This window comes from Roseovarius confluentis (assembly GCF_002917925.1).
Classification (GTDB): Bacteria; Pseudomonadota; Alphaproteobacteria; order Rhodobacterales; family Rhodobacteraceae; genus Roseovarius; species Roseovarius confluentis.
In genome coordinates this window covers 44,305-70,286 of record NZ_PPFE01000004.1, presented here as the reverse complement: position 1 = coordinate 70,286, position 25,982 = coordinate 44,305, and the positions used below count along the sequence as shown (strand labels likewise).

The following is a 25,982-nucleotide window of genomic DNA, read 5'->3' as shown; positions in this document are numbered from 1 at the left end:
GCCTTAAGCGCCGCACCTGCAAGGCCTCAGACAGAATAATCCTGCACGTCCCAGATTTCATGCAAAGAGCTCTCGCCGATCCTGAGCAACCGCGCGAGCGTGGCCGCCACCGCTACCTTGTCACACAGGTCGATGCTCAGCGTCACGTCCCGTGCCACGCCCGCCAGCTTGCTCATCCCGACCTGCTCGGCAATGGCGATCAGGCTCCGGGCGCTCTTGCGCATGTCCTGTACCTGGTTGCGGCGAAAGCACCGCTCGGTATGCGACAGGCGTACCGCCACTTCTTCCAGTGCGCGGCAGACGACATCCTCGGCTCCGGCCTCGCCGAGTTGAAGGTAAAGCTGCTCCAACCGCCCCTGGTCCAGCTGCACGACCTCGGTCTGGTTCAAAAGAGTAATTCTTTCCACGGTTTTTCCCACATTTCCATGCCCCCTCGGCAGGGCCGACCATGCCGGCAAAGCCTTTTGAATTGGTTTGCCGCCGACCAATTTCTATCTCGAATTCTTCTAGAATCCAGATTATCACCGTTAGGAACCGTGACAGATCCAAAGGCGCCACCATGAAGAGAGTCCGCCCGCTCCCCAGCTATCTCGTGCAACGCTACAAGGGCTGGAAGGCCACGAAATACCAGGACAACCAGGCCTGGTACCGCCACCTGGCGCAAGAAGGCCAGCACCCCCGCGCGATGGTCATCTGCTGCTGCGACAGCCGCGTGCATGTCACCGCCATCTTCGGTGCCGACCAGGGCGAATTCTTTTTGCACCGCAACATCGCCAACCTCGTGCCGCCCTTCACCCCCGACGGCCAGCAGCACGGCACCTCGGCGGCGGTGGAATACGCCGTCACCGCGCTAAAGGTCGCGCACGTCATCGTGCTGGGCCATTCCAATTGCGGCGGCGTGCGCGGCTGCGACGCGATGTGCTCGGGCGAGGCGCCCGAACTCAACGACAAGACCAGCTTCGTGGGCCGCTGGATGGATATCCTGCGCCCCGGCTACGAACGCGTGAAAAAGATCAAGGATACCGAAGAACGCGTGGCGGCATTGGAAAAGCAGGCCGTGCTCGTCAGCCTCGAAAACCTCGTCACCTTCCCCTTCGTGGCAGCAGCCATCGAATCGGGCAACCTCACCCTGCACGGCCTCTGGCACGATATCGGCGAAGGCGTGATCGAGCACTACATGCCCGAGGAAAAAGGTTTCGTCCCGGTCTAGCTGCCGCGCGCCGCATGCACCGTGCCCGCGTGGGCGGCGCATGCGGCTTTTCGGGCCGCGAACCGCCTCAGCGTAGCATCATGCCATCCGGCCATTGGATCGTGTGCTCCAGGCGGATCTCCTGCGTGTCGCCCGCGCCCAGCTCGAACTCCCACGCCAACACGCCGCGTTTGTCGTCGACGCCCTCCGCTGTCGGGGCGGGGGTGGCCTCCCAGTTGATCTTGAGGTCCTCCTGCTCGGAATAGGGCACCCGGTCCAGCACCCGCAACGCCCAGCTCTCGCCGGTCAGGTTTTCGACCTCGATGCGCACCGTCTCGGAGATCCGGTTGGATTTCGAGATCACGCCGCGGTCGCCCTCGGCCCGGTCCTCGACCGTACGCGTCAGGCGCAGCCCCTCGATCGGGCCAAAGGACAGTTCCGCCTCTTCGCCCGCCGAAATCAGATCAAGGTGCCGCTGCCCCACGAAGCGCCCGTCCAGGTAAAAGCTCGCCTCTGCGGTGGGCAGGATCAGCTCGCCCATGTCGTTGGTGAACTCCGCCACCAGGAACGCGCTGGGGTCGTTCAGCGGCACCGCCTTGGCGACCGTTTCGGCCTGCGTCTCCAGCGTGCCCAGCGCAAGGCGTACCCGGTCCGCCCCGGTGGCGACCGACACCGTGCCCGGATAGCTGTAGGTCACGGACAGCCCGTCGAAATCGGCGGCAGCGGCGACAGGCTCGGGCATGACCGCCATCGCCTCTTCCTTGGCGGCCCCCGCCGCCATGTCCGACTCGGCGTCACTACGCGCCAGCGGGATGGGCGGTTGCGGCACCTGCTCCTCGTAGATCCGGCGCAGCCATGGCCACACCTCGCTGGGCGCGGTCTGCTCGCTGGGGCGCACGGTCGACAAGGTCAGTTCCGCCGCCTGCCAGTTCTCGCCCGTCGACTGCGCCACGTAGGCGCCCCGTTCCAGCGTCAGCGTGCCGCTGGTCCGATCCAGCCGCAGGTCATAGACAGGCTCCCACCCGGCCGCGTCGGTGTTGTAGGTCACCGTCAGCACGCCATCGGCGGCGGCCTCGGCGCTGACGGCGACCGCCAGCATCGCGCGGTCCTCGTCCTCGGGCACGAGCGCGGCCTCGGCCTGTTTCGCACGCTCCAGCTCTTCTTCCAGATCTTCCAGCGACCGCGCCGCCGCATCGGCGCGCCGCTCGGCATCCTGAGCGTTGCGAAGCGCCGCCAAGGTCTCTTCTCCGATCATCGCCGACAGGTCGCGCAATTCGGCAATGTCCAGTTCGGTCACACCCTCTCCTTCGCCCAGTTTCTCAAGAAACGCTACTCGCGCCCGCGCCGCCTCGGCCTCAAGCCGGATCGTCTCGACCGCGGCACGGGCATCCCGCAGCTCGTCCTCCAGCCGCTCCACCTCGGCGCGGGCGGCCTGCAACGCGGCGGTGTCTTTCTCGGTGCGCGGCGGCACGAAATCGCGTCGCGTCGTGACGCTGCCCATCGCCGCGCCCTCGACCGCCACGCGAACAGAAGCGAGCGGCGTCGACCGCGGCAAATCCGTCAGGATCAGCTGATGCTGACCCGCCGGGATGCTGTAAGGCACATGCCGCGTAATGGTGGCGCCTTGCGGATAAAGCGTGACCGCGCCCACGTCACTCGACAGGGCGAAGTCTTCGGCCAGCGCGGGAAACGGCGTGGCGGCAAGGATGATCAGGGAAAGCGAACGCATGGTGTCTACTCCAGGATAATTGGCCGGATGATCGGTCTCTCATGTGACGCGCGCAAGTCCGCCGTTCTTGGCCGCACCGTGAAATTTTTTCACGAAAAGAAACCGCGCCGCCCTTGGCAAAGGACGGCGCGGCCGGAATTTCACAGCGATGGTAGGGGCTTAGCCCTTCTGCAGCACCCGGTTGCCCAGCGTTTCCGCGATCTGCACCGCGTTCAACGCCGCGCCCTTGCGCAGGTTGTCGCTGACGCACCACAGGTTGATGCCGTTGTCGATCGTGCTGTCCTGCCGGATGCGGCTGATGAAGGTGGCGAAATCGCCCACGCATTCGATCGGCGTGACGTATCCGCCGTCCTCGCGCTTGTCGACGACCATGATACCCGGCGCCTCGCGCAGGATGTCGCGCGCCTCGTCCTCGTCCAGGAACTCCTCGAACTCGATATTCACCGATTCCGCGTGGCCCACGAACACCGGCACCCGCACGCAGGTCGCCGTGACCTTGATCTTCGGGTCCACGATCTTTTTCGTCTCGACCACCATCTTCCACTCTTCCTTGGTCGACCCGTCTTCCATGAAGACGTCGATATGCGGAATGACGTTGAAGGCGATCTGCTTCTGGAACTTCTTCGGCGGCACTTCGTCCGTGGGGTTGTAGATCGACTTGGTCTGGTCCCACAGCTCGTCGACGCCTTCCTTGCCCGCGCCCGAGGTCGCCTGGTACGTGCTGACCACCACGCGCTTGATCTTCGCGCGGTCATGCAGCGGCTTCAGCGCGACGACCATCTGAGCAGTGGAACAGTTCGGGTTCGCGATGATGTTCTTCTTGGTATAGCCCATGATCGCATCCGGGTTCACCTCCGGCACGATCAGAGGCACATCGGCATCATAGCGGTACAGCGACGAGTTATCGATCACCACGCAGCCCGCCTTGGCCGCGATCGGCGCGTATTTCTTGGTGGCCTCCGAGCCGATGGCAAACAGCGCCATATCCCAGCCAGTGAAATCGAACCCGTCGATGTCCTTGGTTTTCAATGTCTGATCGCCAAAGCTGACCTCTGTGCCGATGGACCGGCGGCTGGCAAGTACCGCGATCTCGTCGACAGGGAACTGGCGCTCGGCCAGGATGTTCAGCATTTCGCGGCCCACGTTGCCCGTGGCGCCCGCGACGACGATTTTGTAACCCATGTTGGGAAATCCTCTTCGGTTCGGGTCTCTTTGCGCCGCTCATACCGCAGTGCAGCGCGATGTTAAAGGGGCTCCACAGGGTTCACGGAGCCTGTCATTTCTATATTTCTAGAAATATGGCTTGCAAGCGACGCTAATTTCGATAATTCTCGAAACATGAAACAAACCTCGATTCCCGACCTCGATCTCGCCCTCACCGCCTCGACCTTTGCCGCGCTGGGCTCCGAACAACGTCTCGCCGTGCTGCGCACACTCGTGCGCGCCGGTCCCGAAGGGCTGCGCATCGGCGAGTTGGGTGAACGCGCCGGGGTTGCAGGCTCGACCCTGACCCATCACATGAAGATTCTGGCGCAGGCCGGGCTCGTACGGCAGGAAAAACAGGGCCGCAGCATCATCTGCGCCGCTGTCGCCTATGACGAGTTGCACGCGCTGGCCGACTTTCTGCTGCGCGAATGCTGTGCCGACAGGGACCATTGCGCGCACGATGATCCAAAGGACCACGACCATGGCTGACATTTCCGCCCCCACCCTGCGCCGCAGATGGGCCAGCCTCGACAAGGCGTGGCTGGCGCTGGCGCTGATCCTCTCCGCCGTGGCCGTGCTTGACCCGCCGCAATTCTGGCCGACAGTAACCTTCACCGCGGGCGCGCTCCTGCACACCGCGCCCTTCATCGTCTTCGCCGTCCTCGCCGTGGCCTACATGAAGGCCACCGGCGCCGAGACCCTGCTGGCCAAGGCCTTCGAGGGGCGGCAGGTTCGCATGATCTTCCTCGCGGCTCTCCTGGGCGGCCTGTCGCCCTTCTGCTCGTGCGAGGTCATTCCCTTCATCGCCGCCATGCTGGCGCTCGGCGCGCCGCTTGGGGCCGTGATGGCCTTCTGGCTTGCCTCGCCGCTGATGGACCCGGCCATGTTCCTCATCACCTCCGGAACGATCGGCTGGGATTTCGCCGTCGCCAAGGCCGCCGCCGCGGTGGGTGTTGGCCTCATGGGCGGCTTCGTCACCATGGCGCTCGCCCGCTCGCCCCTATTCGCCGACCCCCTGCGCGAAAACCGCCAGACCGGCGGGTGCTGCGGTGCGAAGAAGCCGTTCGAAGGCAGCCCTGTCTGGCGTTTCTGGGCCGAAGACGAGCGCACCGCCACCTTCCGCGAGAACGTCATCGACAACGGTATCTTCCTGCTGAAATGGCTGACGCTGGCCTACGTGATCGAGGCGGTGATGCTGCAATACATCCCCGCCGAAACCATCGCCACGGTGCTGGGCGGCGACGGCATCGGAACGATCCTTCTCGGGGCGCTTGTCGGCGCGCCGGCCTACCTCAACGGCTATGCCGCCGTGCCGCTGGTCGATGCCCTGCTGGCGCAAGGCATGAGCCAAGGTGCCGCGATGAGCTTCGTCATCGCAGGCGGCGTCAGTTGCATCCCCGCCGCCATCGCCGTCTGGGCGCTAGTCAAGCCACGGATTTTCTTTGCCTATTTCGGCTTCGGATTCACCGGCGCCGTTCTGGCCGGGATGGCGTGGCACGCCGTCGCCTGATCCTGCAAGACCCCTTCACCTCGACCACGCGGCGCGAGAGCTTCCCGGGCTTTCGCGCCGCTTCCTCGTTTTTTCTTACCATGCACACAAATTTGCCCCGATTTGTTGTCACATCGTGGACAATTCCGACATAATGTACGGGATCATGGCTAACGCAGCCGCAACAAAACCTCGCTAAACGAGGGTCAAGAGCAGCGACGGAGCTTCTGGATGCTCGAGTTCGACAATGTCAGCAAGTCCTTCTGGACGGGCACCCAGCGCAAGGTGATCCTTGACCGCGTCTCGTTCCGGGTGGAGCTTGGCCGCTCGCTCGGCATCCTGGCCCCCAACGGCACGGGCAAGACCACCCTGATCAAGATGATGGCGGGCCTTGAGAAACCCGACGAGGGCGAGATCCGGCGCGGCTGCCGCATCTCTTTCCCCTTGGGCTTCATGGGCGGCGTCATCAGCCGCGTCTCGGCCAAGGAAAACGCGCGCTACATCGCCACGCTCTACGGGCTCGACCCCGACTATGTCGAGGCATACTGCCGCTATGTCTGCAACCTTGGCGAATATTTCGACCAGCCGCTCGGCACGTATTCCTCGGGCATGAGATCGCGCTTCACCTTTTCGTTGATGCTGGCGCTGGATTTCGACATGTACCTTATCGACGAGGGCATGCCCAGCTCCACCGACGTTGAATTCAACCGGCGCGCGGGCGACATCCTTCGGGAACGCCTGCGTACAACCACAGTGGTGATCGTATCGCACCAGCCCGCCACGCTCGAGAAATTCGCGCGAGAGGCCGCCGTCCTGATGGATGGCAAACTGCATATTTTCGACACCTTGGAAGAGGCAAAAAGGCTGTATGACTACGAAACCCAAGGCTAGAAAGTTCCGCATCCGCCGCACCGTGTCGGGCAACGGACATGCCGCCGGGCCCGGCCCCGAGACCGGTCCCGAGACCGTCGCCGAAGACGAGGTGCAGCAGACGTCGGAAACCACCCCACAACCGCCAGTGTACGACACTCAGCACGCCCCGGTGCACGAGGGCGAAGTATCTTCGACCCGCGAGGTCTCCGTGTCTCAGGATATCGACGATATCCGCAAGGAAGGCCTGACCGGCCGGCAATTGCGCATGGCTCGCCGCATGGCCCAGAAACATGGCCTGGCCCCCACCTCCGATTTCGACGCGGTCCGCCTCCTGCGCGCCCGCGGCATCGACCCGTTCCAGCGTTCCAACATCGTCGAGCTGGTCTCGGGCGGCGAAAACACGCTGCCCGCGGAAACCGGCGGCGAACGCGTGCAACTGCCCCAGACCGTGCCGGTGGGCCAGATCGCCCTACCCTCGACCGAGCTCAGCCCGGCCGACCGGCGCGCCCACGAAATCCAGAAGATCCAGCGCGACATCGCCTCGCGCCGCCGCAAGAAGATGCTGCTGCTCATGTCGCGGCTGGCGGCATTCGTGATGCTGCCGACGCTGATCGCGGGTTATTATTTCTATGCCATCGCCACGCCGATGTATTCCACCAAGTCCGAGTTCCTGATCATCACCGCCGACGGCGGCGGCAGTGGCCAGGGCGGGCTGGGCGGCCTTCTGCCTTCGCAATTCGCCACCGGGCAGGATTCAATCGCGGTCCAATCCTACCTCGAATCCAAGGATGCCATGCTGCGCCTGAACGAGGATGTGGGCTTCAAGGCGATGTTCAGCGGCGAAGAGATCGACCCGATCCAGCGTCTCGAGCCCGATGCAACGAACGAGGACGCCTACAAGGTCTATGAGAAATACGTGAACCTCGGCTATGACCCGACCGAGGGCGTGATCCGGCTTGAGGTCGCCACCGCCGACCCCGAAACCAGCCAGGAGTTCTCCGAGAAGCTGATCGAATACGCCGAGGAACGCGTCGACGCACTCAGCCAGGAAAAACGTTTCGATGCCGTCAAGACCGCCGAGGCCGCGCTGCAAGAGGCCAAGGATGAACGCCGCGCCGCCCAGCGCCGCCTCGTCGAATTGCAGGAAGGCTCGATCCTCGACCCCGAAGGCGAGATCGCCAACATCCGCCAACTCATCGGCAACGTCGAATTGCAGCTGCAGGAAAAGCAGCTGGCGCTCAACACCCAGCTGGCCAACTCCCGCCCCAACACCGCCCGGGTCGAGGCCCTGCGCTCCGAGGTCGAGGTCCTGTCGCAAGAACTCGCCAAGCAGAACGCCCGCCTGACCGAGGCGACCGAGGAAAACGCCTCGCTCGCCAGCCAGGCTGCCGAGATCCAGATGGCACAGGCCGATCTCGCCACCTCCGACATGGTCCTGCAATCCGCGCTGGAAACCAAGCGCCAGTCCGAGATCGAGGCGAACAAGCAAGTCCGCTACCTGACAGTCGCGGTGAAACCCGTCGCTTCGCAGGATCCCTCCTATCCGCGCAAGTTCGAGAACACTTTGCTTGCGTTCCTGATCTTCGGCGGTATCTACCTGTTGCTGTCGCTGACCGCATCGGTGCTCAAGGAACAGGTTTCGTCGTAGGACATGAAAACAGTTGAAATCGCAGACCTGCGCGTCGGAAACGACGCGCCGCTCACCGTCATCGCCGGGCCGTGCCAGCTGGAAAGCGCCGATCACGCCCGGATGATCGCGGGCGCAATGCAAGAGGCTTGCGCCGCCGCCGGTGCCCAGTACGTCTTCAAGGCGTCCTTCGACAAGGCCAACCGAACGTCCCTGTCGGGCAAGCGCGGCCTCGGCATCGACGAAGGGCTGAAGACTCTGCAATCCGTCAAGGATGCGCTCGGCGTGCCGGTCCTGACCGACATTCACCTGCCCGACCAGTGCGCCCCGGTGGCCGAGGTCGTAGACATCCTGCAAATCCCCGCCTTCCTCTGCCGCCAGACCGACCTCCTGCTCGCCGCCGGCGAAACCGGTGCCGCGATCAACGTCAAGAAAGGCCAGTTCCTCGCCCCCTGGGACATGCCCAATGTCATCTCCAAGATCGAGAGCACCGGCAACACCCGCATCCTGCTGACCGAACGCGGCACCTCCTTTGGCTACAACACCCTGGTCGCGGACATGCGGGCCCTGCCGCAAATGGCCGCCACCGGCTATCCGGTGGTGATGGACGCCACCCATTCCGTGCAACAGCCCGGCGGCCAGGGCGGCAGCTCCGGCGGCCAGCGCGAGTTTGCCCCTGTCATGGCCCGTGCCGCCGTCAGTTTGGGCATCGCGGCGGTCTTCATCGAGACACACGAGGCGCCCGACACCGCGCCCTCGGACGGGCCCAACATGATCCCGCTCGACCAGATGCCCGCCCTCTTGCACAGCCTCATGCAATTCGACAGGCTGGCAAAAGAATATCCTTGCCGCATCGATCCAAACTAAAGGTATTTCCGTGACCAAGCCTGCCGCCGACGTGACCCAGAACACCTGGGAATTTCTCCGCGACCCGATGATCACGCCCACGGGCTTTCGTGAATACGACGCCCGCTGGAAATACCCCGACGAGATCAACCTGCCCGGCATCACCGCCCTCGGCCTCGGTCTCGGCACCCAGATGCGCCGCCGCGGCATCGACCCGGTGATCGCGGTCGGCAACGACTACCGCGACTATTCGCTGTCGATCAAGAACGCCCTGATCGTCGGCCTGATGCAGGCTGGCATCCACGTCAAGGATATCGGCCCGGCGCTCTCGCCCATGGCGTACTTCTCGCAGTTCCACCTCGACGTACCCGCCGTCGCGATGGTCACCGCTTCGCACAACCCGAACGGCTGGACCGGGGTCAAAATGGGCTTTGACCGCCCCCTCACGCACGGCCCCGACGAGATGGGAGAACTGCGCGACATCGTCCTGAACGGCGAGGGCGAACCCCATTCGGGTGGCGGCTACGAATTCGTAAGCGGCGTGCGCGAGGCCTATCTCGACGACCTCGTCGGCGACTTCCGCATGTCCCGCAAGCTGCGCGTCGTCTGCGCCACCGGCAACGGCACCGCCTCGGCCTTCGCGCCCGAGCTGTTCGAGCGTCTGGGCGTCGAGGTCATCCCCTCGCACAACACGCTCGACTACACCTTCCCCAACTACAACCCCAACCCCGAAGCCATGGAAATGCTGCACGACATGGCCGCCTCTGTGAAGGACTCGGGCGCCGATTTCGCGCTCGGTTTCGACGGCGACGGCGACCGCTGCGGCGTGGTCGACGACGAGGGCGAAGAGATCTTCGCCGACAAGATGGGCGTCATCATGGCCCGCGACCTTAGCAAACTGCATCCCAACTCCACCTTCGTGGCCGACGTGAAATCCACCGGTCTCTTCGCCGCCGACCCCGAGCTGCAGAAGAACGGCGTGAAAGCCGACTACTGGAAAACCGGCCACAGCCACATGAAGCGCCGGGTCAAGGAACTGGGCGCACTGGCAGGGTTCGAAAAATCCGGCCACTACTTCCTGGCCCAGCCGGTAGGCCGCGGCTACGACTGCGGCATGCGTGTCGCGGTGGAAATCTGCAAGCTGATGGACCGCAACCCCGACATGTCCATGTCCGACCTGCGCCGCGCCCTGCCCACGACCTGGTCCACCCCCACCATGTCGCCCCATTGCGGCGACACCGAGAAATACGACGTGCTCGACCGCTTGGTGCAGAAACTCGTCGCCAAGCATGAGGCGGGCGAAACCTTTGCCGGCCAGCCCATCAAGGAAGTGGTCACCGTCAACGGAGCGCGGGTCATTCTCGAAAACGGCAGCTGGGGCCTTGTTCGCGCATCGTCCAACACCCCAAACCTCGTCGTGGTCTGCGAAAGCGCCACGTCAGACGAGGAAATGCGCGCCATCTTCGCCGAGATCGACACCGTCATCCGCACCGAGCCTTCGGTAGGGGAATACGATCAGAGCATCTAGAACCTTTTCGGGTCAGTCCAAAACATGCACGAAACCGATACTTGTTTCCCAACTCAACAGGCGGCGCCCTGAACAAGAAAGCTACCCTTTCGCGCCTTGGCCGCGCGCATAGATGTCATCAAATCGTACGATGTCATCCTCCCCCAGATACGTGCCGGTTTGCACTTCTATCAGGATCATCGGCACCTTCCCCGGATTCTCCATCCGATGTTTCATCCCAAGCGGGATGTACACCGACTGGTTCTCAGTCACGAGTTGCACTTCGTCACCGATGGTGACACGTGCCGTACCGGCCACGACAATCCAGTGTTCAGACCGATGATGGTGGCTTTGCAGGGACAATTGCGCGCCGGGTTTGACGACGATACGCTTGACCTGAAACCTGTCACCTGCCGCCAAGGTCTCGAAATGCCCCCACGGGCGGTGATCCATGGCGAAAAGCTCACCCTGGCGCGCGCCTTTTTCCTTCAGCGTCGATACGGCCAGCTTGACGTCCTGGGCACGGGCAGGATCCGCCACGAGAACCGCGTCCTTCATCGCGACGACCAAGAGGTCGCTGACACCTACTGCCACCAGTTCCTGATCGGGATCCTCGGCACGCAACATGACATCCTTGCAGTCAATGGCCGTCACTGGCCCTTCGGCGGCGATGCCCTCTTCGTCCTGGCCCATCTCGCGGGCCACCGCTTCCCAACTTCCCAGATCAGACCAGCCGGCCCGGTACGGGACGACAGACAGGGCGTCGGCCTTTTCCATCACCGCGTAATCGATCGAGATATCGTCGGCCTGCGCCCAAGTATCAGGTGCCAGACGCACAAAACCCAGATCGGATTCCGCCTGCTCGACCGCGGCGGTGACCGGCGCCAGCAGGTCGGGCGCATAAGCTTCAAACGCGGCCTTCATGTCTTTTGCGGCAAAAAGAAAGATGCCGGCGTTCCAAAGGTAATTTCCAGCGGCCAGCATCTGCTCGGCCCGATCCGCATCGGGCTTTTCCACGAAACGCTTGAGCTCTTCGGGTCTGCCGTCCTGATCAGGGACAGAGTTCAGTTCAAGATAGCCATAGCCGGTCTCGGCCCGGTCCGGTTCGATCCCGAATGTCACTAGCCGACCCTCCTCGACCGCTTCAAGCCCGCGTGTCACGGCGTCACGAAAGGCTGGCGCATCGGGAATGACATGGTCCGAAGGCGCCACAAGCAGAACCGCGTCCGGATCTTCGGCAAGCGCGGCCAACGTGGCCGCCAACACCGCGGGCGCCGTGTTGCGCCCCTCGGGCTCAATCAGCACAAGCCCCGGATCAACTTCGATGTCCCTGAGTTGATCAAGCACGACGAACCGAAAATCGGCATGAGTGATGACGATGGGCGGTTCAAAGCCAGGTCCCGAAAGCCGCGTCGCCGCCTGCTGAAACAGCGAGGTTTGGCCGATAAGCGAGGTGAATTGCTTAGGATGCCCCTTGCGCGAGAGCGGCCAAAGCCGAGTCCCAGAGCCGCCGGAAAGTATAACAGGAGTGACATTTGGCATGGCCGTGATCCTCGTTTCGTTTCATGTCAGCCCAGCCTGACCCAGGCCGGTCGTATGTAAACATCTCTGTTCTTAGCGAATGGGCGAGGCTGAATGCCACCCCAATCGTAGAACGTGTTCCTGGCGCGAACACTAACGATCGGCAATTCGGGCCTGAAGGCCGTCGGCTCTTTCCCGCTGCCGCAGGATCTCGCGCGCCCAGGGGGCAAAGACCGCAAGACGGGCGTCCATCAAATGCGCGACCTCGTCAATCTGCGTTGCCTGTGTGACTCCAAGCGTGTTCTGTAGCAACCGCATCGTGGCATGGTATTCGCGCACGGAAAATGCGTGCACTGCTGTGTCACGGTCTTTTCCCGGCTCCTGAGCCAGTAGAAATTCCAAAACGGTTGTCATCGACGTCGTCTGGTCCGCGATCAACCTTTGCTGCATCTTCTCCTGGGACGCAGACGCGCTGACCTGGGCGGCGTGCTGACAGTACCTGTAGCCCACAGTTTCCACGTGTTCATGGCTCTCTGCCAGCCAAAAAGCGTAGGCGTTAAAGACAAAATCCTCGCCAAACCGGAGGTCCAGCATAGTCGGCAGGTTGGCATGTACCTTTATGGCCAGTTCGCGCGTGTAGATCTTGTTCCACACGGAAAACAGATAGCGAAAGCCAAAGAAGCTTTCCACGCGCTCGGCGCGCTGCAACAGCGTGTGGTCCGTCTCGGGCTGCCCTCTCGAAGTTTCGCTGCCATCCTCCAACTGATTCAGGGCCCGGAATGTCAGGATATCAGGCAGTCGGTCACGCCCCGACAGGGCGCGATAGAGAGCGACATCCACCAGATCGTCCGCATCGACGAAATGGATATACGGCCGGGTTGCCTCGAGTAGCCCGCTGCGCCGAGCGTCGAGCGGACCACGATTGATCGCATGTCGCAGGATACGCGGTTGGCCAAGTCCCTCAGGCAGGCGCAGCGCGCTTGTAAGAGGTTCGTCACACCCGTCATCGACCATGACGATCTCCGGCGCGGGGTATACAGCCGCAAGGCTCTCCAGACAGGCATACAACCGGTCTGGATCAGGGTTGTAGCATGGAATGATCACCGAAAGCGCGTCGCAAAATCTTGCTTCTGTGCGCCGCTTATAATGCATGACGCGCCTCCGGCATTATTCGACCCAGTGTGGGGATGCAGGCGGCACGTAAAGTCAGACCCACGACAAGTAACAGACGCCTTCGAAGAAAGGCGCCTGCCCGCCCTGACCGATGCGTTTCAACGCCAGGTCGAAACGCAAGGGATCTTGGAGCGATCGCAGCGATCCGCGTATTTCTCGGCGATCTCGTGAACTTCCTGCACAATACCTTGGGCAGAATCGAGCTTGATCGGCTCAAGTCCCAGGCCGAGAAACCGGTCATTTGCCACAAAAAGGTCGTTCTCCGCCGCCTCGTTGCGAGGATTTTCCAAATACGCGATCTCCGCCCCCATCATGTTTTCGATCATCTCGGCAAGTTCCCGTACCCGATGGGTTTCGGTCATCTGATTGAGGATGTTGACACGCTCACCCGCCTGCGGCGGGTTGTTGAGTGCCAGTTCGATGCAACGGCACGTATCCTGAATATGGATGAACGCACGGGTCTGTCCGCCGGTACCATGCACTGTCATCGGGTATTTGACGGCTGCCTGCATGATGAAGCGATTGAGAACGGTGCCATAGTCGCCATCGTAATCAAAGCGGTTGATCAGCCTTTCATCCATCTTGGTATCGTCGGTCTGGGTGCCCCAAACGATGCCCTGATGCAGGTCGGTCACCTTCACGCCGTCGTTTTTGTTGTAGAACGCGAACAACAACTGATCCTGGCTTTTCGTCATGTGATAGATCGAACCGGGATTGGTCGGGTACAGAATCTCGGTTTCCGTTTCGCCCTCGGGCGTATCAATCTTCACCGTCAAGTAACCTTCGGGAATCTTCATACCCGCGGTGCCGTAACCGTAGACACCCATCGTTCCCAGGTGGATCAAGTGAACATCCTGACCCGACTCCACAATCGCGGCAAGCACGTCGTTGGTGGCATTGATGTTGTTATTGACGGTATAGCGCTTATGCGAGGCCGATTTCATTGAATAGGGCGCAGCACGCTGTTCGGCGAAGTGAATGATCGCGTCAGGCTTTTCATCCTGGATCAGCGTCAAGAGCCGGTGGTAGTGTTCGCCAACCGTGAAGTTGTAGAACTTGATCTCGTTACCGGTCAGTTCTTTCCACACCCGCAGCCGCTCTCCGATGGGTCGGATGGGGGTCAGGCTGTCGACCTCCAGTTCCAAGTCGATCTCACGGCGAGAGAGGTTGTCCACGATTGTGACGTCATGTCCACGACGCGACAGGTAAAGTGCGTTGGGCCAGCCGCAAAAGCCGTCGCCGCCGAGAATGATTACCTTCATGATATTTTACCCGTTCGTTTGATAAGAAGTGATGTCGCGCTGTCTGGAGTCCTATAAACAGGATTGCGACAAGATTAAAACCCTCAGCACCCGTTCAAAAGACGCCGAAAAACAGCACGGCGTATTGTTGCTCGTTTTTCGGGCCAATCATTATTGGTCCGGATAAAGAGTGTAGCCCAATGTCTCGAAATCCAAGGCATAGGCCTTGCGCACGATGGCCAAAGCATCCGAAGACAGGTGCAGATCTTCCTTCTCCGGTTTGGCCGAACTTTTCCCGGCAAAGCTGGCTTGCGCCGGAAGACCGGTTTGCGCGGACAAATCCGCCCAATCGGTAGCGAATCGTTCCAGTCTTCCGATGAAATGATAATCGATTCGTCCGAGCGACAGGTTAAACACCTGCAGCCGCCAATGCGGATTTTGCTCCGGCGGACGCTGCGCACAGACCGCCCTGACGAAGCTTTCGAAGTCGGGAACTTCATTGGCATCGAACCCGGCCTGAACGCGGAATCTTCCTCTTTTCTGGCGCAGCTTGATCTTGTTGAGATAAGCCGATCTCAACCGCTCCAACGGGTGCCGTACAAAGGAAAAAATAAACCGACCCTCGAGAGCTTCGTCTTCCTCGCCTTCGATCTCTGGCCAAGTCAGCAAGGGCGACTCCGCATGGGCATGTACCGAGCGGACAGGTTCGTAATCCGGGGCGTCAAGTTCGGTACGTTGCAGCGTAAGCTTGATAGTCGAACAAGCGACCTTGGGGTTGTTGACATACACCAGTCCAAGCCTGCGACAGACATGCAAGGATCGGGAAAACTTCCGTCCTTTCAACGCAGGCACAATCGCTGGATCAGACGTCATGTTTTGACCCATTCCCTTCTTGAAGAAGCGTTTTAGGTGGAGGAGCACTGTTGTATATGATGTCGTGCGGGGGGTTGCGCCAATGGGACAGGTCAAGCCCGAATGCATCCCCGAAACGCTGCGATGCCTAAAGCACAACATCGTTTTGCAGCCTGCCGTATTCCTCCTCGCTCAGCCCCGGCGTCCAGCTGCTTTGCCGGCTCATGGCGTCAAGAACCTCGTCAACGCTTGGATCGGCCTTGACCCAACTGTTGCGTTGCTGTCCACAGAATACCAGGTTGTTGGGCGGCAAGACAAAGGTCTCGCGGCCTTCGCTCAAGGTCAGGGCCTTGTCGCGGCTGAAAAGATAGCGCGGCATGACGCCCGGATTGACTGTTTTGCCCTGGATGAAAGGCCGCGAAAAGTCGGCGGGCGGAAGACCGAGGAATTCAAGGATTTGGTTCTCGAACTGCGGATCGCTGCCGGCAACGTCCATCTCGAAGGACAGCGGCAGAATATTATTCCTATCGAATAAACGATAACACTCGCTCAGCGCGTCATATACGTTTTCAAGCCTTCTTGTCAGAGCTTGCGGGCTTTTGGGAAACGGCCCGGGCCGCTGATCTGCGCAGATGTTCTGCAAATACCGGGAATATGCCTGCTCAATCGGACGCCGGAGCACGAAAATTACCTTGGTCTCGCGCCCAAGCGTACTTGCAAGGCGCCTCACCGCCTGCGCCGACAGATAAGACGGCGCAACTTCTCCGACGAGATCCGCCGTCTCCGGAATCTCTGCAAAGTGCTGACTGTACCAGTCCACGCCCCGCTTAAAGCAAGCGGAAAAGAAATGCAGCTCTTTCGGCGTGGACAGGCCGATCGACGGGTTTTGCCCCAGAACATTATAGATCAGCGACGTGCCTGCCTTGCCTTGCCCCAAAACAACGAAGTCGGGCAATCGGGTCGTGGTGGATACGGTCATGGCAAAGGGCCTTCAACAGGGTCGTTCCGGGGGGTCTCGTGCCGCATTTGGGCCGTGTCTTTTAAGAACGCATCCAAAGCACGTGCGTGTTCTTCTGAAGACCGCTCCGCCAAAAGCGTCTCGCGAAGCCTTTTGGCGTTTTCTCGAGCGGTAACAGGATCTGACAGCAAACTTCGGATGGCTGCGACCCAGTCTTTCACCTCCGCGTCCTTGGGCATGGCAGTCGCCAACCCTGACCGCAGGACCTCTGTTGTGCCACCCACATCCGACCCAATCAGCGGCACACCAGTCATCGCAACCTCCAAAAGCATTGTAGGCACTCCGTCCCAGGCGGACGTGTAAAGCCATACATCCGCCTCTTCCATCGGCAGGTCCGCAAATCGCAGATACGGAGCGTGCACGGTCAGGTTCGAAGGCAGCGGATCAGGCAGCCCTTCCGCATCCATGACCTTTTCGCCCCAGACATGGAAGTCTACCTCGGGGAGTGCCGCCGCGATCGCCCGCAAAAGATCCGGCCGCTTTTGGCGATCCAGTCGTCCGGCCCAGAATATCCTGGGCTTTGGGTTCTCCGCAGGGCGGGCAATCGGAATGCTGGAGGCGACCGGGTTTGGCAGGACCCGCAACTTTTTCGACCAGTCCTCAGGCAACAGATATTGTGACCGCAGATCCTGAACCAGACGATGACTGTCGGTAATGATGCCCGTCAACTGGTCGAAGTGCCTGTAGAACCGCCGCAGGGGATAACCGGTCCAGTGACCAAGCAACGTTTGTTCGGGGCAAAGCAGACAGGCGTAAATGTGCATCGACGCCGCAAGTGCCTTTCCATACGGCGTCAACGCATCCCACAGCAGTCGCGAATTGACGTTGAAAACGGCTTCCGGGTTCAAACTGCGCAGGAATTCGGCAAGTATGCGTTCTCGTTCGATTTGGCTGGCCTTGGGCGTGAGCTCAGCAAAATCGACATGCCGAACCCCCTCGGGCAGCTTCCCTTTCGGCATCTGGCCGGCGCGATCGGTCGTGATCACCACAACGGACTCTGCGCCATCCCGCGCCGCAAGACTGCGCGCCAGATGCCCCTCGATCCGCGCCGCCCCGCCAAATCTGGCCCGGTTGACACAAATGACGTGGCGCGCACGCCTCATGTTTGCGGCCTGCGAAAGCCGCCAAACGCTGGCGGTACGGGCGGACACCACGTTGGAATGTAGCGGTGGCAGCTTGACCTGAATTGCTTCCATCCATGCGAGTTCGACAAGCGGCTCATGCTCTGCCGCCGCCTTGACCTGCGCGCCAAGCGCACCGTGGGTAAAACGCTCTTGCAAATCAGCATAGCGCGCGCGCCACGCGGCCACTGTCTGCTCCGGCGTGAGACCCAGAATTTCGGCGACAGTGTCCAAATCGCGAATGAAAATCGGCGTGTAGCCGTTTTTCCAACCTGTTGTCAGCCAGTGGACAAAGGGATTTTCACCGCGTTGCGCCACATCGGGATACCGCTCCAGGTAAAGCCGCGTGGTAAACCATGGCGCCGGGTCGCGCCCCTCTTTCCAACCGGCGCGCATATAATGCGCTACGGGGTCCATATCCCCGAGTTCGCGAATGTCGGGATTGCTTGCAAGGTAAAAGGGAACATCAAGGTTTTCAGCGACCAGGTCGTAGTGCCGCCGCATACTTCGTGGGATGTAGCCCTTCCTCGCAGTTGCATCTGACACCAGCTTCCCGAAAACGGCGCCATAATGCGGAACATCACCCATTGTCCTGCTAGGCGTCTCGGTGGCCGCGCCGCGAAAAAACCGGTACGCTCGGCTGCTGAAATCGGCGGCAACCTGAACGGGAAACGCTAGGGCCTCGGCGTCGGGATCAGCGTCTTGACGCGGCACCGTTCCGCCTAGCGATGCCACTTTGTCGATGGCCATAGGGTCAAGCTGGCGCACAAGCGCGCGCCGATTGCGACTTTCATTGACCAGCGAGACGTCGCGGCGACGTTTGAAAATGATCGTGTCAGGAACGCTAAGATGCTCCCAGCCGCCCGCCATGGTCTCAATGGAAAACTGCCAGTCCTGATAGCTTAGGCCGTTGGGGATATCGCGATGAACATAAGGATGCTCCAAGTGCGCCTCGCGCGGGCACAGACACAAGCTGTCATAGTAGTTCATGGCGTAAAAATGCCATGGCGTGAACAGGACCTCATCCTGGGCAGGTTTGAGGTAGACTGAATGCGCACCGTCAAAGAGCCAATTCAGCTCTGGATGGGCGATGGCGCGTTTTCCGGCAGTTGCGGCGTCGCGCAGCATCATGACGCCGTCGCGCAACCAGTTTTCGGAAAACAGATCGTCGGCATCGAGGAAAGCAACGAACTTCCCGCGGCTATGAGGTAGCACCGCATTGCGGACGCGGCCCAAGTCGCCTTCATCGAACTCAAGGCACGACCAGTCGGCTAGTGCGTGCTGGGAAAACCATTGCTTCGCAGCCAAGGTGGGCCGGTCCAAGGCGATGATGCGTTCAACAGTTATGCCCGCGTCCTGTGCCGCGCGGATGGCACTGTCGGCCGAGGTCACTGTCGGACCGCAAACCAGGGTTTCGTCATGAGCCGTAAGGATAACGGATAGGTCTACACCCTCTGTGCTGCCGCCTGATTTCACCCAGCCCTCCTGCGGCCAACCCAACACTAAGTCACCGACCTCGTCGTCATTTACAAAAGGCGCGCATGGGTTTCAATCGGTTCACGCTGCAATTGCGAACCGTTTGATCTTTCCCGCCGTTCACACTAGAAGCGTGAGCCGCAGGCATCAACTCAGAGAGGCGGCACGAATGCAGAGCAATTCCACGGTAATCCTCGTGGGCGGTTTCGGCTTTGTCGGTCGTAATGTCCTGGAGGTCATGAACACGCAGAATGCGTTCGGCGTGCTCAGGCCCGCAGTGATCGACAACCTTGCAAACGCCGCTCCGAATTACAAGTCGCTGGACCTGCCCGCCTATCACGGCAACTATCAGGACCCGGATGCGCTGACATTCCTGGACACGCTTGAGAGCGGGACATCCGGAACGGGCGGTCGCATCTTCGTATTCTTGGCCGGCGAGACTCGTGTGGCAGAGTCCAGAGAGCGCCCCATGGATTTTATCGCTGCCAATATCGACATGCCATCGCGTTTCGTTCTTGACGCAATCCGTCCGCAGGATCACTTCATCCTGATTTCGACTGCAGGCGCCTTGTTTGACGGAACCTTCGAGGTTCGCAAGGACTCCGCTTATTGCCCCAAGAACTTCTATGGCGCCACGAAAGCTGCTGAGGAATTGATCCTGCAAAAGCTGGTGGAGCAACGCGGCGCTACGTACAGTGCGATCCGCCTGACCAATGTCTACGGTCGCTTCTCGGAACAAAAAAAGAGCGCCATACATGTCTTTGTCAGGTCGGCGATTGCCGGGCACGAGATCGCGATCAACGGCGACGGTCAGCAAAAACGTGATTTTGTCTATGCGGGCGATGTTGGACGTGCAATTGCAACCCAGGCGCTTCGCGTTCATGAAAACGCGGATCTGTCGACCGTCAACATGGTTGGCTCCGGTGTTTCGAGCCCCTTGATGGACGTGGTCCACGCGATCGAAACAGCATCTGGCAAAAAGTTGCGCTGCAAGACTGAAGCGGCCACGGACCTTCTGAAGACCGAACCACGTCATGTGATCGCAAATAGCCATGACGTCCGGGATCTTCTGCAGGATGGTGTGACGCCGCTTCAAGAAGGAATTCGTCAAACCCTCGCATATTATCTGGACCAGTAGCCCAAATGCCAAAGCTTCCAGTGTGGATCGCGGGAGCCGGGCTCTCGGGTGCAGTCATAGCAAGAGAGCTCGCCGAAGCTGGCTATTCCGTGGATGTCTTCGAGTTACGCGACCACGTCGCAGGAAATTGCCACACCGCGCGCGACCCGAAAACGAATGTGCTGGTACATGTCTACGGGCCTCACATCTTTCACACTGCGGATTATGAGGTTTGGGATTACATACGCCGCTTCGGAACCTTCCGACCCTACCGTCATCAGGTCTGGAGCACGGTATCAGGACGCGTCTATCCTCTGCCTGTGACGCTTGCCACGATAAACCAATTCTACAATAGCGCGATGCGGCCCGACGAGGCGCGCGCCTTTATAATCAGTCAAGCCGAGCAGATCGAAGCGCCCGTCAGCTTCGAAGAGCAGGCCCTTTCCATGATTGGAAAGGACCTTTATGAGGCGTTCTTTCAGGGTTACACCGAAAAGCAATGGGGTCGGTCTCCTCGCGAATTACCGGCATCCATCCTGAAACGTCTGCCCCTTCGATTCACCTACGGAGGCAGTTATTTCTCCCACCCGATCCAAGCGATGCCGGAAACCGGCTATACCCCGATCGTAGAGGCAATGCTGGACCATCCAGATATCAAGCTTCATCTCGCGACAGAGCTTGATCCGCGCGAGGTTCCACCGGACACGCATCTGTTCTGGTCAGGTCCGCTGGACGCCTATTTCGGCTATCGTTCGGGTCGGCTTGGTTACAGGACTCTGGACTTCGAACATTCGATCGAAAAAGGCGATTTCCAGGGGTGCCCAGTCATGAACTTCGGAGATCGGGATGTCCCGTTCACACGCATCTCGGAACACAAGCACTTCATGCCTTGGGAATCACATCAGGACACGATCATCACCCGTGAGTATTCCCGTGAGTGCGGGCCCGAGGATATGCCCTATTACCCGATAAGACTTGTTGCGGAAAAACAACTGCTTGTCGACTATGTCCAGCAGGCCGAGACAACCAAGGGCGTGACATTCGTCGGCCGACTCGGGACCTATCGCTACCTGGACATGGACGTATGCATACGTGAAGCCCTGGATGCCGCGACAGCCTTCCTCACCGCCCAGACCTCGGGAGAACGGCTTTCGCCGTTCCTGGTCTCGCCGCTCTGAACCTCTTGGGTCAGCTTCCGGGCAAAGCGATGGGTCCGTCAAGTGCAACGAAGATCGGCTCAGGATAAAGTCTCTCACTCGGGGCATTCGGGCCGTGCGGCAGCAAGAGCTGAATGCTCAGAACACCATCGGCGCCACGCTCTGGATCGGCCGACAAGGCAGATGCCGGCCACTCGGTCATGGACCGACTTGACCCAGGTGCCACATCAGAAAAATCCAACGGAAAACCGTTGACCAGCAAAGTATCGCCCTGGCGCTCAAGAGAAAAATCATCGTCTGAGCGGATCGGAGAAAAGGAAATTCGCATTATTCTGCCTTATCGGGTTTGAGTGAAGCAATGACACAAGCGGACCGGGGTGCAAGTGAACTAGAACCAGCGGCCAATCGCGAACAGGGTAAAGACCGTGTGATCCGTTCCCACCCCCGCTGCGGCGGATGTCGAGAACAGCACCAAGCCGTGCCAGAAACTCGGCGTGCCATCCTGAAAGAAGCCGAACCGCGCCTGCAAAGCGCCATTTCGAATGGCGGCTGTATCGGATCCGTTAAGTGTCACGTTGGTAAAGTCCACCGATGCAAAAGTCGCTGGATAAATATAGGAACCGATCAGCCCGCTGCGGTAGAGCGCACCCGAGGCTATGTCGCAGGCGAGTCCGGCGATGCTGAGTTTCCGCGTGCAGATCTGCGTGCCGTCCGCCCATCGAACGTAGGTACCATTCGCGTTCGAGCCGCTTTCAATGACCGCTCCGGTAGGAACACCTCCCGACTGCGAAACACCGCCCAACAGGGTGCTGCGGCCATAGCCCCAATCGGCTCTCATCAACCGACCGGGCGTCGCGTCGTCCGGGCTTGCTTGCACCGCGCTCCCCGTCGCCGTGCCGGTCGTCGCATCAAACCGCAGAGCTTCGGTCCAGGTCCCGCCATCGGCGCTGACTTTGAGTGTAAAGTCATCCTGCCCCGCAAGCCCGATTTCAGCGTGCCCGGTCCAATTGCTTTGGAAGAGAATGGTGCCGGTGTCCGCACTGTCAGCCTTGTTGATCTTCATACGGTGGTCAGTGCCGTAATGTGAAAACAGGCTCGCGTCCGACGCGACGGACAGCCTATTCACGGGATCCCAAACGGTCCTGATCCCGACACCCTGGATCTCGGACAAGTCGGGGATCACCGGGACCCAGGCATCGGTCTCGAAAACCATCAGTCGGCCTTCGGCAAGATCCCACGCGCGCCAGCCCTCTGCGGGCGAGAAGAAAATCCACGCACCATCGCTGTAGAACGCAAGCTTGCCACCCTCACCGGACCAATCGCCCTGGGGGCTCGCACTCAGGGCGAAAAGCTCCCCCTCAGACGGGGTCGAGGGGGGCGTCGATGCGTCGAACTCCGTGACGCCCGCCTGCACCAAGGCATCCAGAATTAGCAATGCCTCATTATGGGTAACGTGTTTTTGGGCCTGTGCCGGACGCAGGTAAGGCAGGCTCAATCTGGTGGAAACATCTGACATGGCGCACTCCATAAGTCGGAAGGTTTCCAAACAGGGTGGACGCCAATTGTTAACCAAGCCCCACCTCAGCGCACGCTCACCTTCGACCGAAGCAACAGGCAACCACGACGCGAAACTGGACCTAACAACAGATTGCTTTAGGGATTGAAGGTGTCCGGTGCCGCGACCTAAGGTTCGGTTCAGAAAGCACAATCAATCAATTGTTCAGTATCAGTACATAGCGCGACAGACCAATGACCAACTCCACACCGAATGATTACCATGACTTTCATCGCCGGATGAAAGATGCGGTTGCGGCTTTGCCCGCTTCCACTTCTACCGATCCAATTGCTGTTTCAACGCGGCACACCCTGATCACGGCTTTCCGCAATTTGGGCGATCTCGAGACGGCAGAGGCACTCATGTCGCAGATTTTGGCGCTTGACCCCAGCCATGCGGGCGCGCTGCTTGGTCAAATTGACAACGCCTTGCGGCGCGGCGATCAGGATGCGGCCATTTCGTTCTGTGACACCGCCAGATCCGAACACCCCGAAAACGTGCTCGTAAGACGTAAGCACGCCCAGGTCTTGCAGATCGCCGGCAGGACGACAGAAGCCCTGACCGTGCTTGAAGACTTGAACCGCGACAAGCCAGGCGATGCGCCCGCCTGTCTGGCAATGGCAAACCTAAAGCGCAAGCTTGGCGATCTGGATGGCGCAGAGGCGGCGATGGCTCAAATTCTGGAGCATGATCCCGGCCATGAAGGCGCACTCTTGGCACAAATCGATACAGCCGTGCAGCGCGGCGATCACGAAGCCGCTCTCATTCTCTGTAACGCCGCCAGAAAGCAACATGCCGACAGTGTAATCCTAAAGCGAAAGCACGCCCAGGTTCTGCAAACCACCGGCAAAATGGACGAAGCCTTGGCCGTGCTTGAAGACTTGATCCGCGACAAGCCAGACGATGCGCCCGCCTGTTTGGCAATGGCAAACATTAAGCGCAGGCTGCGCGATCTGGATGGTGCAGATGCGGCGGTGGCTCAAATCCTGGAACATGACCCCGGCCATGAAGGCGCGCTGTTGGCTCAGATCGACACGGCGCTCCGCAAAGGTGACCACAATACGGCGTTTGCACTTTGCGACGACGTTTTGTCCAAACACCCCGAAAGCCTGGCGTCACGTCGCAAGCACGCACAGGTCTTGCAGTCCGCTGGCAAAATACAAGAAGCTCTTACTGTGCTGGAAAGTTTGATCCGCAAAACCCCCAACGATGCGGCTACCTGTCTGGCCTTGGCAGGCGTAAAGCATAAACTGGGCGATCTCGACGCGGCAGAGACACTCTATACGCAAGTTCTGAAGGACAACCCGGAAAACTGGCCAGCCTTGAACAGTCTTGCAAAGATAGCCGAGTCCCGAGGCGACCTCGAACGCGCGATTGCGCTTCTGGAAACTGGGTCAAATCCTGCATCGGTCCGTTGAATGTCCGCAACAATCCAACCTGTGAAACCGGATCATGCGCTGCCAATGACCCAAGAGCGGGCTCTGGCTTTGGCGAATTTGTACATCAAGGTAAAAGACGAGACCAAACTCCGGTCTATCCTCTCTTGGCTTGCAGACCATTTGCCTGACCTGAGCGACGGTCAAATCGGGCAGTTCTTGCGCCTGGCAGGATCAGCGGGACACGCTGATCTTGTTGCGCGCGGAATTTCCCAGGCAGGCACCCGAATGCTGATCGAGCTGACCTTGGCGATGGCGCTTTTTCGGCTGGCCATCGAAATGGAAGACAAATCTCTTGCCGTTGAGATGAAATCGGCGCTTGGCGACCGCGTTGCACCGACCTTTGAGGCCCAGTTCCGGATTGAAGCGTCGCTTCTTCTGGACGGACCACATAAAGCGCTGGAGCTGGCCCGAAGCCTCCGCAAGCGCGCCACATCTCCCGAAGCGGCCGTCCAATCCGCACAGCTCTTAATTGATACCGGGCAGGCAAGGCTTGCATCGCGCTATCTTCGCCTGTGCGCTCGGCGCTGGCCAGCCGCCCCCCGCATTGCGTTAGTTCTCGTTCGGAGTTTCGTGCAAGCTGGCGATCCCGACGGCGGCCTGCACTGGCTGGAGGCAAATGAGCACCGGCTCCCGGCAAAAAATGTGCCGGACCTGCGCCGAACACTCTTGATCGCCCAGGGTCAAATCGACGAGGCGATGAAATTGCTCGAATCTGAAATTGAAGCCGGACAGCGCCCTGCAGGCGACACGCTGCTTCTTCAGATCTACTGTAGCAAAGGGTGCCTCAAGGAAGCAGAAGAGGTGGCAGCCGCGTTGCGCAATGATCCGCGTTTTCCCAAACGGAAGGGCGCCCATTTTGGAATCAGTGTTCCGGGTGTCGCACTTAACGAATTGCGGCTCTATAATCTCGTCAAGGGGTCGCACTCGGGCGCGCTGCCGGACCCAAGCCTGACAGAAACCAATCTTCACGCCGCCAGCGTCGTGCTGGATCAATGGACCTCACGGGAGGCATCACAGGTCGTTCGTGCAGATAGCTTGTCGCGCAATATCTTTCAGTACTGGAACACTTCGACGCGCCCACCGGAACTAGCCCAGATCATGCAGACCTGGCAAAATGTGCCCGGCTGGACCTACTCTTGTCTGGACAAACCAACGGCAAAAAAGTGGCTTGGTGACACGTTCGGCGCCACCCACGCCCGGGCTTTCGTTCTGGCGCGCCATGTGGCCGAAGAAAGCGATTTTTTCCGGCTTTGCAGGCTCTATCACAGCGGCGGCATCTACGCGGACGCCGACGACATGCTGACCGGCGATCCGAACGATTTGGTCGGAGATGGTCAGAAACTGATCGTGTATCGCGAGCCCCTCGGGATGTTGGCCAATAACGTGATCATCGCCCCACCGGGCCATGCCGCGATAGGCCGCGCAATCGACATGGCGATGGCCGCCCTTCTGGCGCGAGACAATGACAGCATCTGGTCGAAAACCGGTCCGGGGCTTCTGACTCGCGCGGTCGCAGCGCATGTCCAAGCGGCGCCGGAAGACGCAGCGACGGACACGATTGTGCTACCACAATATCGCCTTCATCGAAATGTCCACCCGCACATGAAACTGCCTTACAAGAACACATCGCGTTACTGGAACTCGCAGGCCGTGCGGCAACAGGATGCGGTCAGTCTGGCCCTGCAAGCAGTTCTGGACGTTCCGAAAATGAAAATTCCCACATTTTCATAGCCCTTGGTTGACCTTAGGGCACAACAACGTAAAGATGAGTTCCGACAGCAGGTTGCACCTATAGCTAATCGCGCGACATTGCTGAGACGATTTTCGTGTTTCAAGAGTGACGTTC

At 60.2% G+C, this 25,982-nt stretch carries 22 protein-coding genes; 11 read left to right on the top strand and 11 right to left on the bottom strand.

Annotation, left to right across the window (positions count from 1 at the left end):
* Positions 1–26 precede the first annotated feature (26 nt).
* On the bottom strand, positions 27–407 hold the full coding sequence (locus tag C2I35_RS10825) for a hypothetical protein (protein ID WP_170067183.1): 381 nt from the start codon (positions 405–407) through the stop codon (positions 27–29).
* A gap of 152 nt (positions 408–559) precedes the next feature.
* On the opposite strand from C2I35_RS10825, the gene C2I35_RS10820 reads away from it, so the two are divergent.
* Positions 560–1,210, top strand: a complete 651-nt coding sequence (locus C2I35_RS10820; RefSeq protein WP_103763072.1) for a carbonic anhydrase — start codon at positions 560–562, stop codon at positions 1,208–1,210.
* Between the two features lie 67 nt (positions 1,211–1,277).
* Here C2I35_RS10820 and C2I35_RS10815 read toward each other — a convergent pair whose 3' ends face one another.
* Both C2I35_RS10815 and C2I35_RS10810 read right to left on the bottom strand, forming a co-directional pair.
* Positions 1,278–2,918, bottom strand: a complete 1,641-nt coding sequence (locus tag C2I35_RS10815; RefSeq protein ID WP_103763071.1) for a DUF4139 domain-containing protein — start codon at positions 2,916–2,918, stop codon at positions 1,278–1,280.
* A 159-nt stretch (positions 2,919–3,077) separates the two neighbouring features.
* Positions 3,078–4,100 carry an aspartate-semialdehyde dehydrogenase gene (locus tag C2I35_RS10810; RefSeq protein WP_103763070.1) on the bottom strand — a complete coding sequence of 341 codons (1,023 nt, stop codon included), beginning with the start codon at positions 4,098–4,100 and terminating at the stop codon, positions 3,078–3,080.
* 156 nt (positions 4,101–4,256) lie between these two features.
* Between C2I35_RS10810 and C2I35_RS10805 the strand changes: the two genes are divergently transcribed.
* The 6 genes from C2I35_RS10805 to C2I35_RS10780 all read left to right on the top strand — a co-directional run bounded on the left by C2I35_RS10805 (position 4,257) and on the right by C2I35_RS10780 (position 10,487).
* A complete protein-coding gene (locus tag C2I35_RS10805) occupies positions 4,257–4,613 on the top strand; it encodes an ArsR/SmtB family transcription factor (RefSeq protein WP_103763069.1) in 357 nt (118 codons plus the stop codon).
* A complete protein-coding gene (locus C2I35_RS10800) occupies positions 4,606–5,634 on the top strand; it encodes a permease (protein ID WP_103763068.1) in 1,029 nt (342 codons plus the stop codon). Before C2I35_RS10805 ends, C2I35_RS10800 begins: the two co-directional genes overlap by 8 nt.
* 210 nt (positions 5,635–5,844) lie before the next feature.
* The gene (locus tag C2I35_RS10795; protein WP_103763067.1) at positions 5,845–6,504 is read left to right on the top strand and encodes an ABC transporter ATP-binding protein; all 660 of its coding nucleotides are present in this window, start codon (positions 5,845–5,847) and stop codon (positions 6,502–6,504) included.
* Positions 6,482–8,134, top strand: coding sequence for a KpsE/RkpR family capsule polysaccharide export protein (locus C2I35_RS10790; protein WP_103763066.1), 1,653 nt, complete (start codon positions 6,482–6,484; stop codon positions 8,132–8,134). The genes C2I35_RS10795 and C2I35_RS10790 overlap by 23 nt, the downstream gene beginning before the upstream one ends.
* Positions 8,135–8,137: 3 nt before the next feature.
* Positions 8,138–8,980, top strand: coding sequence for a 3-deoxy-8-phosphooctulonate synthase (gene kdsA / locus C2I35_RS10785; RefSeq protein WP_103763065.1), 843 nt, complete (start codon positions 8,138–8,140; stop codon positions 8,978–8,980).
* A gap of 10 nt (positions 8,981–8,990) precedes the next feature.
* On the top strand, positions 8,991–10,487 hold the full coding sequence (locus C2I35_RS10780; RefSeq protein ID WP_103763064.1) for a phosphomannomutase/phosphoglucomutase: 1,497 nt from the start codon (positions 8,991–8,993) through the stop codon (positions 10,485–10,487).
* A gap of 81 nt (positions 10,488–10,568) precedes the next feature.
* Here the strand turns inward: C2I35_RS10780 and C2I35_RS10775 are convergent, their stop codons facing one another.
* The 6 genes from C2I35_RS10775 to C2I35_RS10750 form a co-directional block, all read right to left on the bottom strand.
* Positions 10,569–12,008 (bottom strand): mannose-1-phosphate guanylyltransferase/mannose-6-phosphate isomerase, encoded by a 1,440-nt coding sequence (locus C2I35_RS10775; protein ID WP_103763063.1) that lies wholly within the window; start codon positions 12,006–12,008, stop codon positions 10,569–10,571.
* Between the two features lie 132 nt (positions 12,009–12,140).
* The gene (locus C2I35_RS10770) at positions 12,141–13,139 is read right to left on the bottom strand and encodes a glycosyltransferase family 2 protein (protein ID WP_103763062.1); all 999 of its coding nucleotides are present in this window, start codon (positions 13,137–13,139) and stop codon (positions 12,141–12,143) included.
* 119 nt (positions 13,140–13,258) lie between these two features.
* Entirely contained in the window at positions 13,259–14,422 is a 1,164-nt protein-coding gene (locus C2I35_RS10765; RefSeq protein WP_103763061.1) for an NAD-dependent epimerase/dehydratase family protein, read from the bottom strand.
* Positions 14,423–14,572: 150 nt separating this feature from the next.
* Positions 14,573–15,274, bottom strand: coding sequence for a sulfotransferase family protein (locus C2I35_RS10760; RefSeq protein WP_170067182.1), 702 nt, complete (start codon positions 15,272–15,274; stop codon positions 14,573–14,575).
* Positions 15,275–15,401: 127 nt separating this feature from the next.
* Positions 15,402–16,232 carry a sulfotransferase family protein gene (locus C2I35_RS10755; protein WP_103763059.1) on the bottom strand — a complete coding sequence of 277 codons (831 nt, stop codon included), beginning with the start codon at positions 16,230–16,232 and terminating at the stop codon, positions 15,402–15,404.
* On the bottom strand, positions 16,229–18,868 hold the full coding sequence (locus tag C2I35_RS10750; protein WP_170067181.1) for a glycosyltransferase: 2,640 nt from the start codon (positions 18,866–18,868) through the stop codon (positions 16,229–16,231). Before C2I35_RS10750 ends, C2I35_RS10755 begins: the two co-directional genes overlap by 4 nt.
* A gap of 169 nt (positions 18,869–19,037) precedes the next feature.
* Here C2I35_RS10750 and C2I35_RS10745 point away from each other — a divergent pair, with 169 nt between their 5' ends.
* Positions 19,038–20,006, top strand: coding sequence for an NAD-dependent epimerase/dehydratase family protein (locus C2I35_RS10745; RefSeq protein ID WP_103763057.1), 969 nt, complete (start codon positions 19,038–19,040; stop codon positions 20,004–20,006).
* Positions 20,007–20,011: 5 nt separating this feature from the next.
* Complete coding sequence (locus C2I35_RS10740) at positions 20,012–21,163, top strand: UDP-galactopyranose/dTDP-fucopyranose mutase family protein (protein WP_103763056.1); 1,152 nt, start codon at positions 20,012–20,014, stop codon at positions 21,161–21,163.
* A 10-nt stretch (positions 21,164–21,173) separates the two neighbouring features.
* Here C2I35_RS10740 and C2I35_RS21880 read toward each other — a convergent pair whose 3' ends face one another.
* Positions 21,174–21,470, bottom strand: coding sequence for a hypothetical protein (locus C2I35_RS21880; RefSeq protein ID WP_146050013.1), 297 nt, complete (start codon positions 21,468–21,470; stop codon positions 21,174–21,176).
* 60 nt (positions 21,471–21,530) lie between these two features.
* A complete protein-coding gene (locus C2I35_RS10735; RefSeq protein WP_170067180.1) occupies positions 21,531–22,637 on the bottom strand; it encodes a DUF2793 domain-containing protein in 1,107 nt (368 codons plus the stop codon).
* Between the two features lie 254 nt (positions 22,638–22,891).
* Here C2I35_RS10735 and C2I35_RS10730 point away from each other — a divergent pair, with 254 nt between their 5' ends.
* Positions 22,892–24,115: a tetratricopeptide repeat protein gene (locus tag C2I35_RS10730; protein WP_103763054.1), complete on the top strand. Its 1,224-nt coding sequence runs from the start codon at positions 22,892–22,894 to the stop codon at positions 24,113–24,115.
* Complete coding sequence (locus C2I35_RS10725; protein WP_103763053.1) at positions 24,116–25,867, top strand: glycosyltransferase; 1,752 nt, start codon at positions 24,116–24,118, stop codon at positions 25,865–25,867.
* The last annotated feature ends 115 nt before the right edge of the window (positions 25,868–25,982 follow it).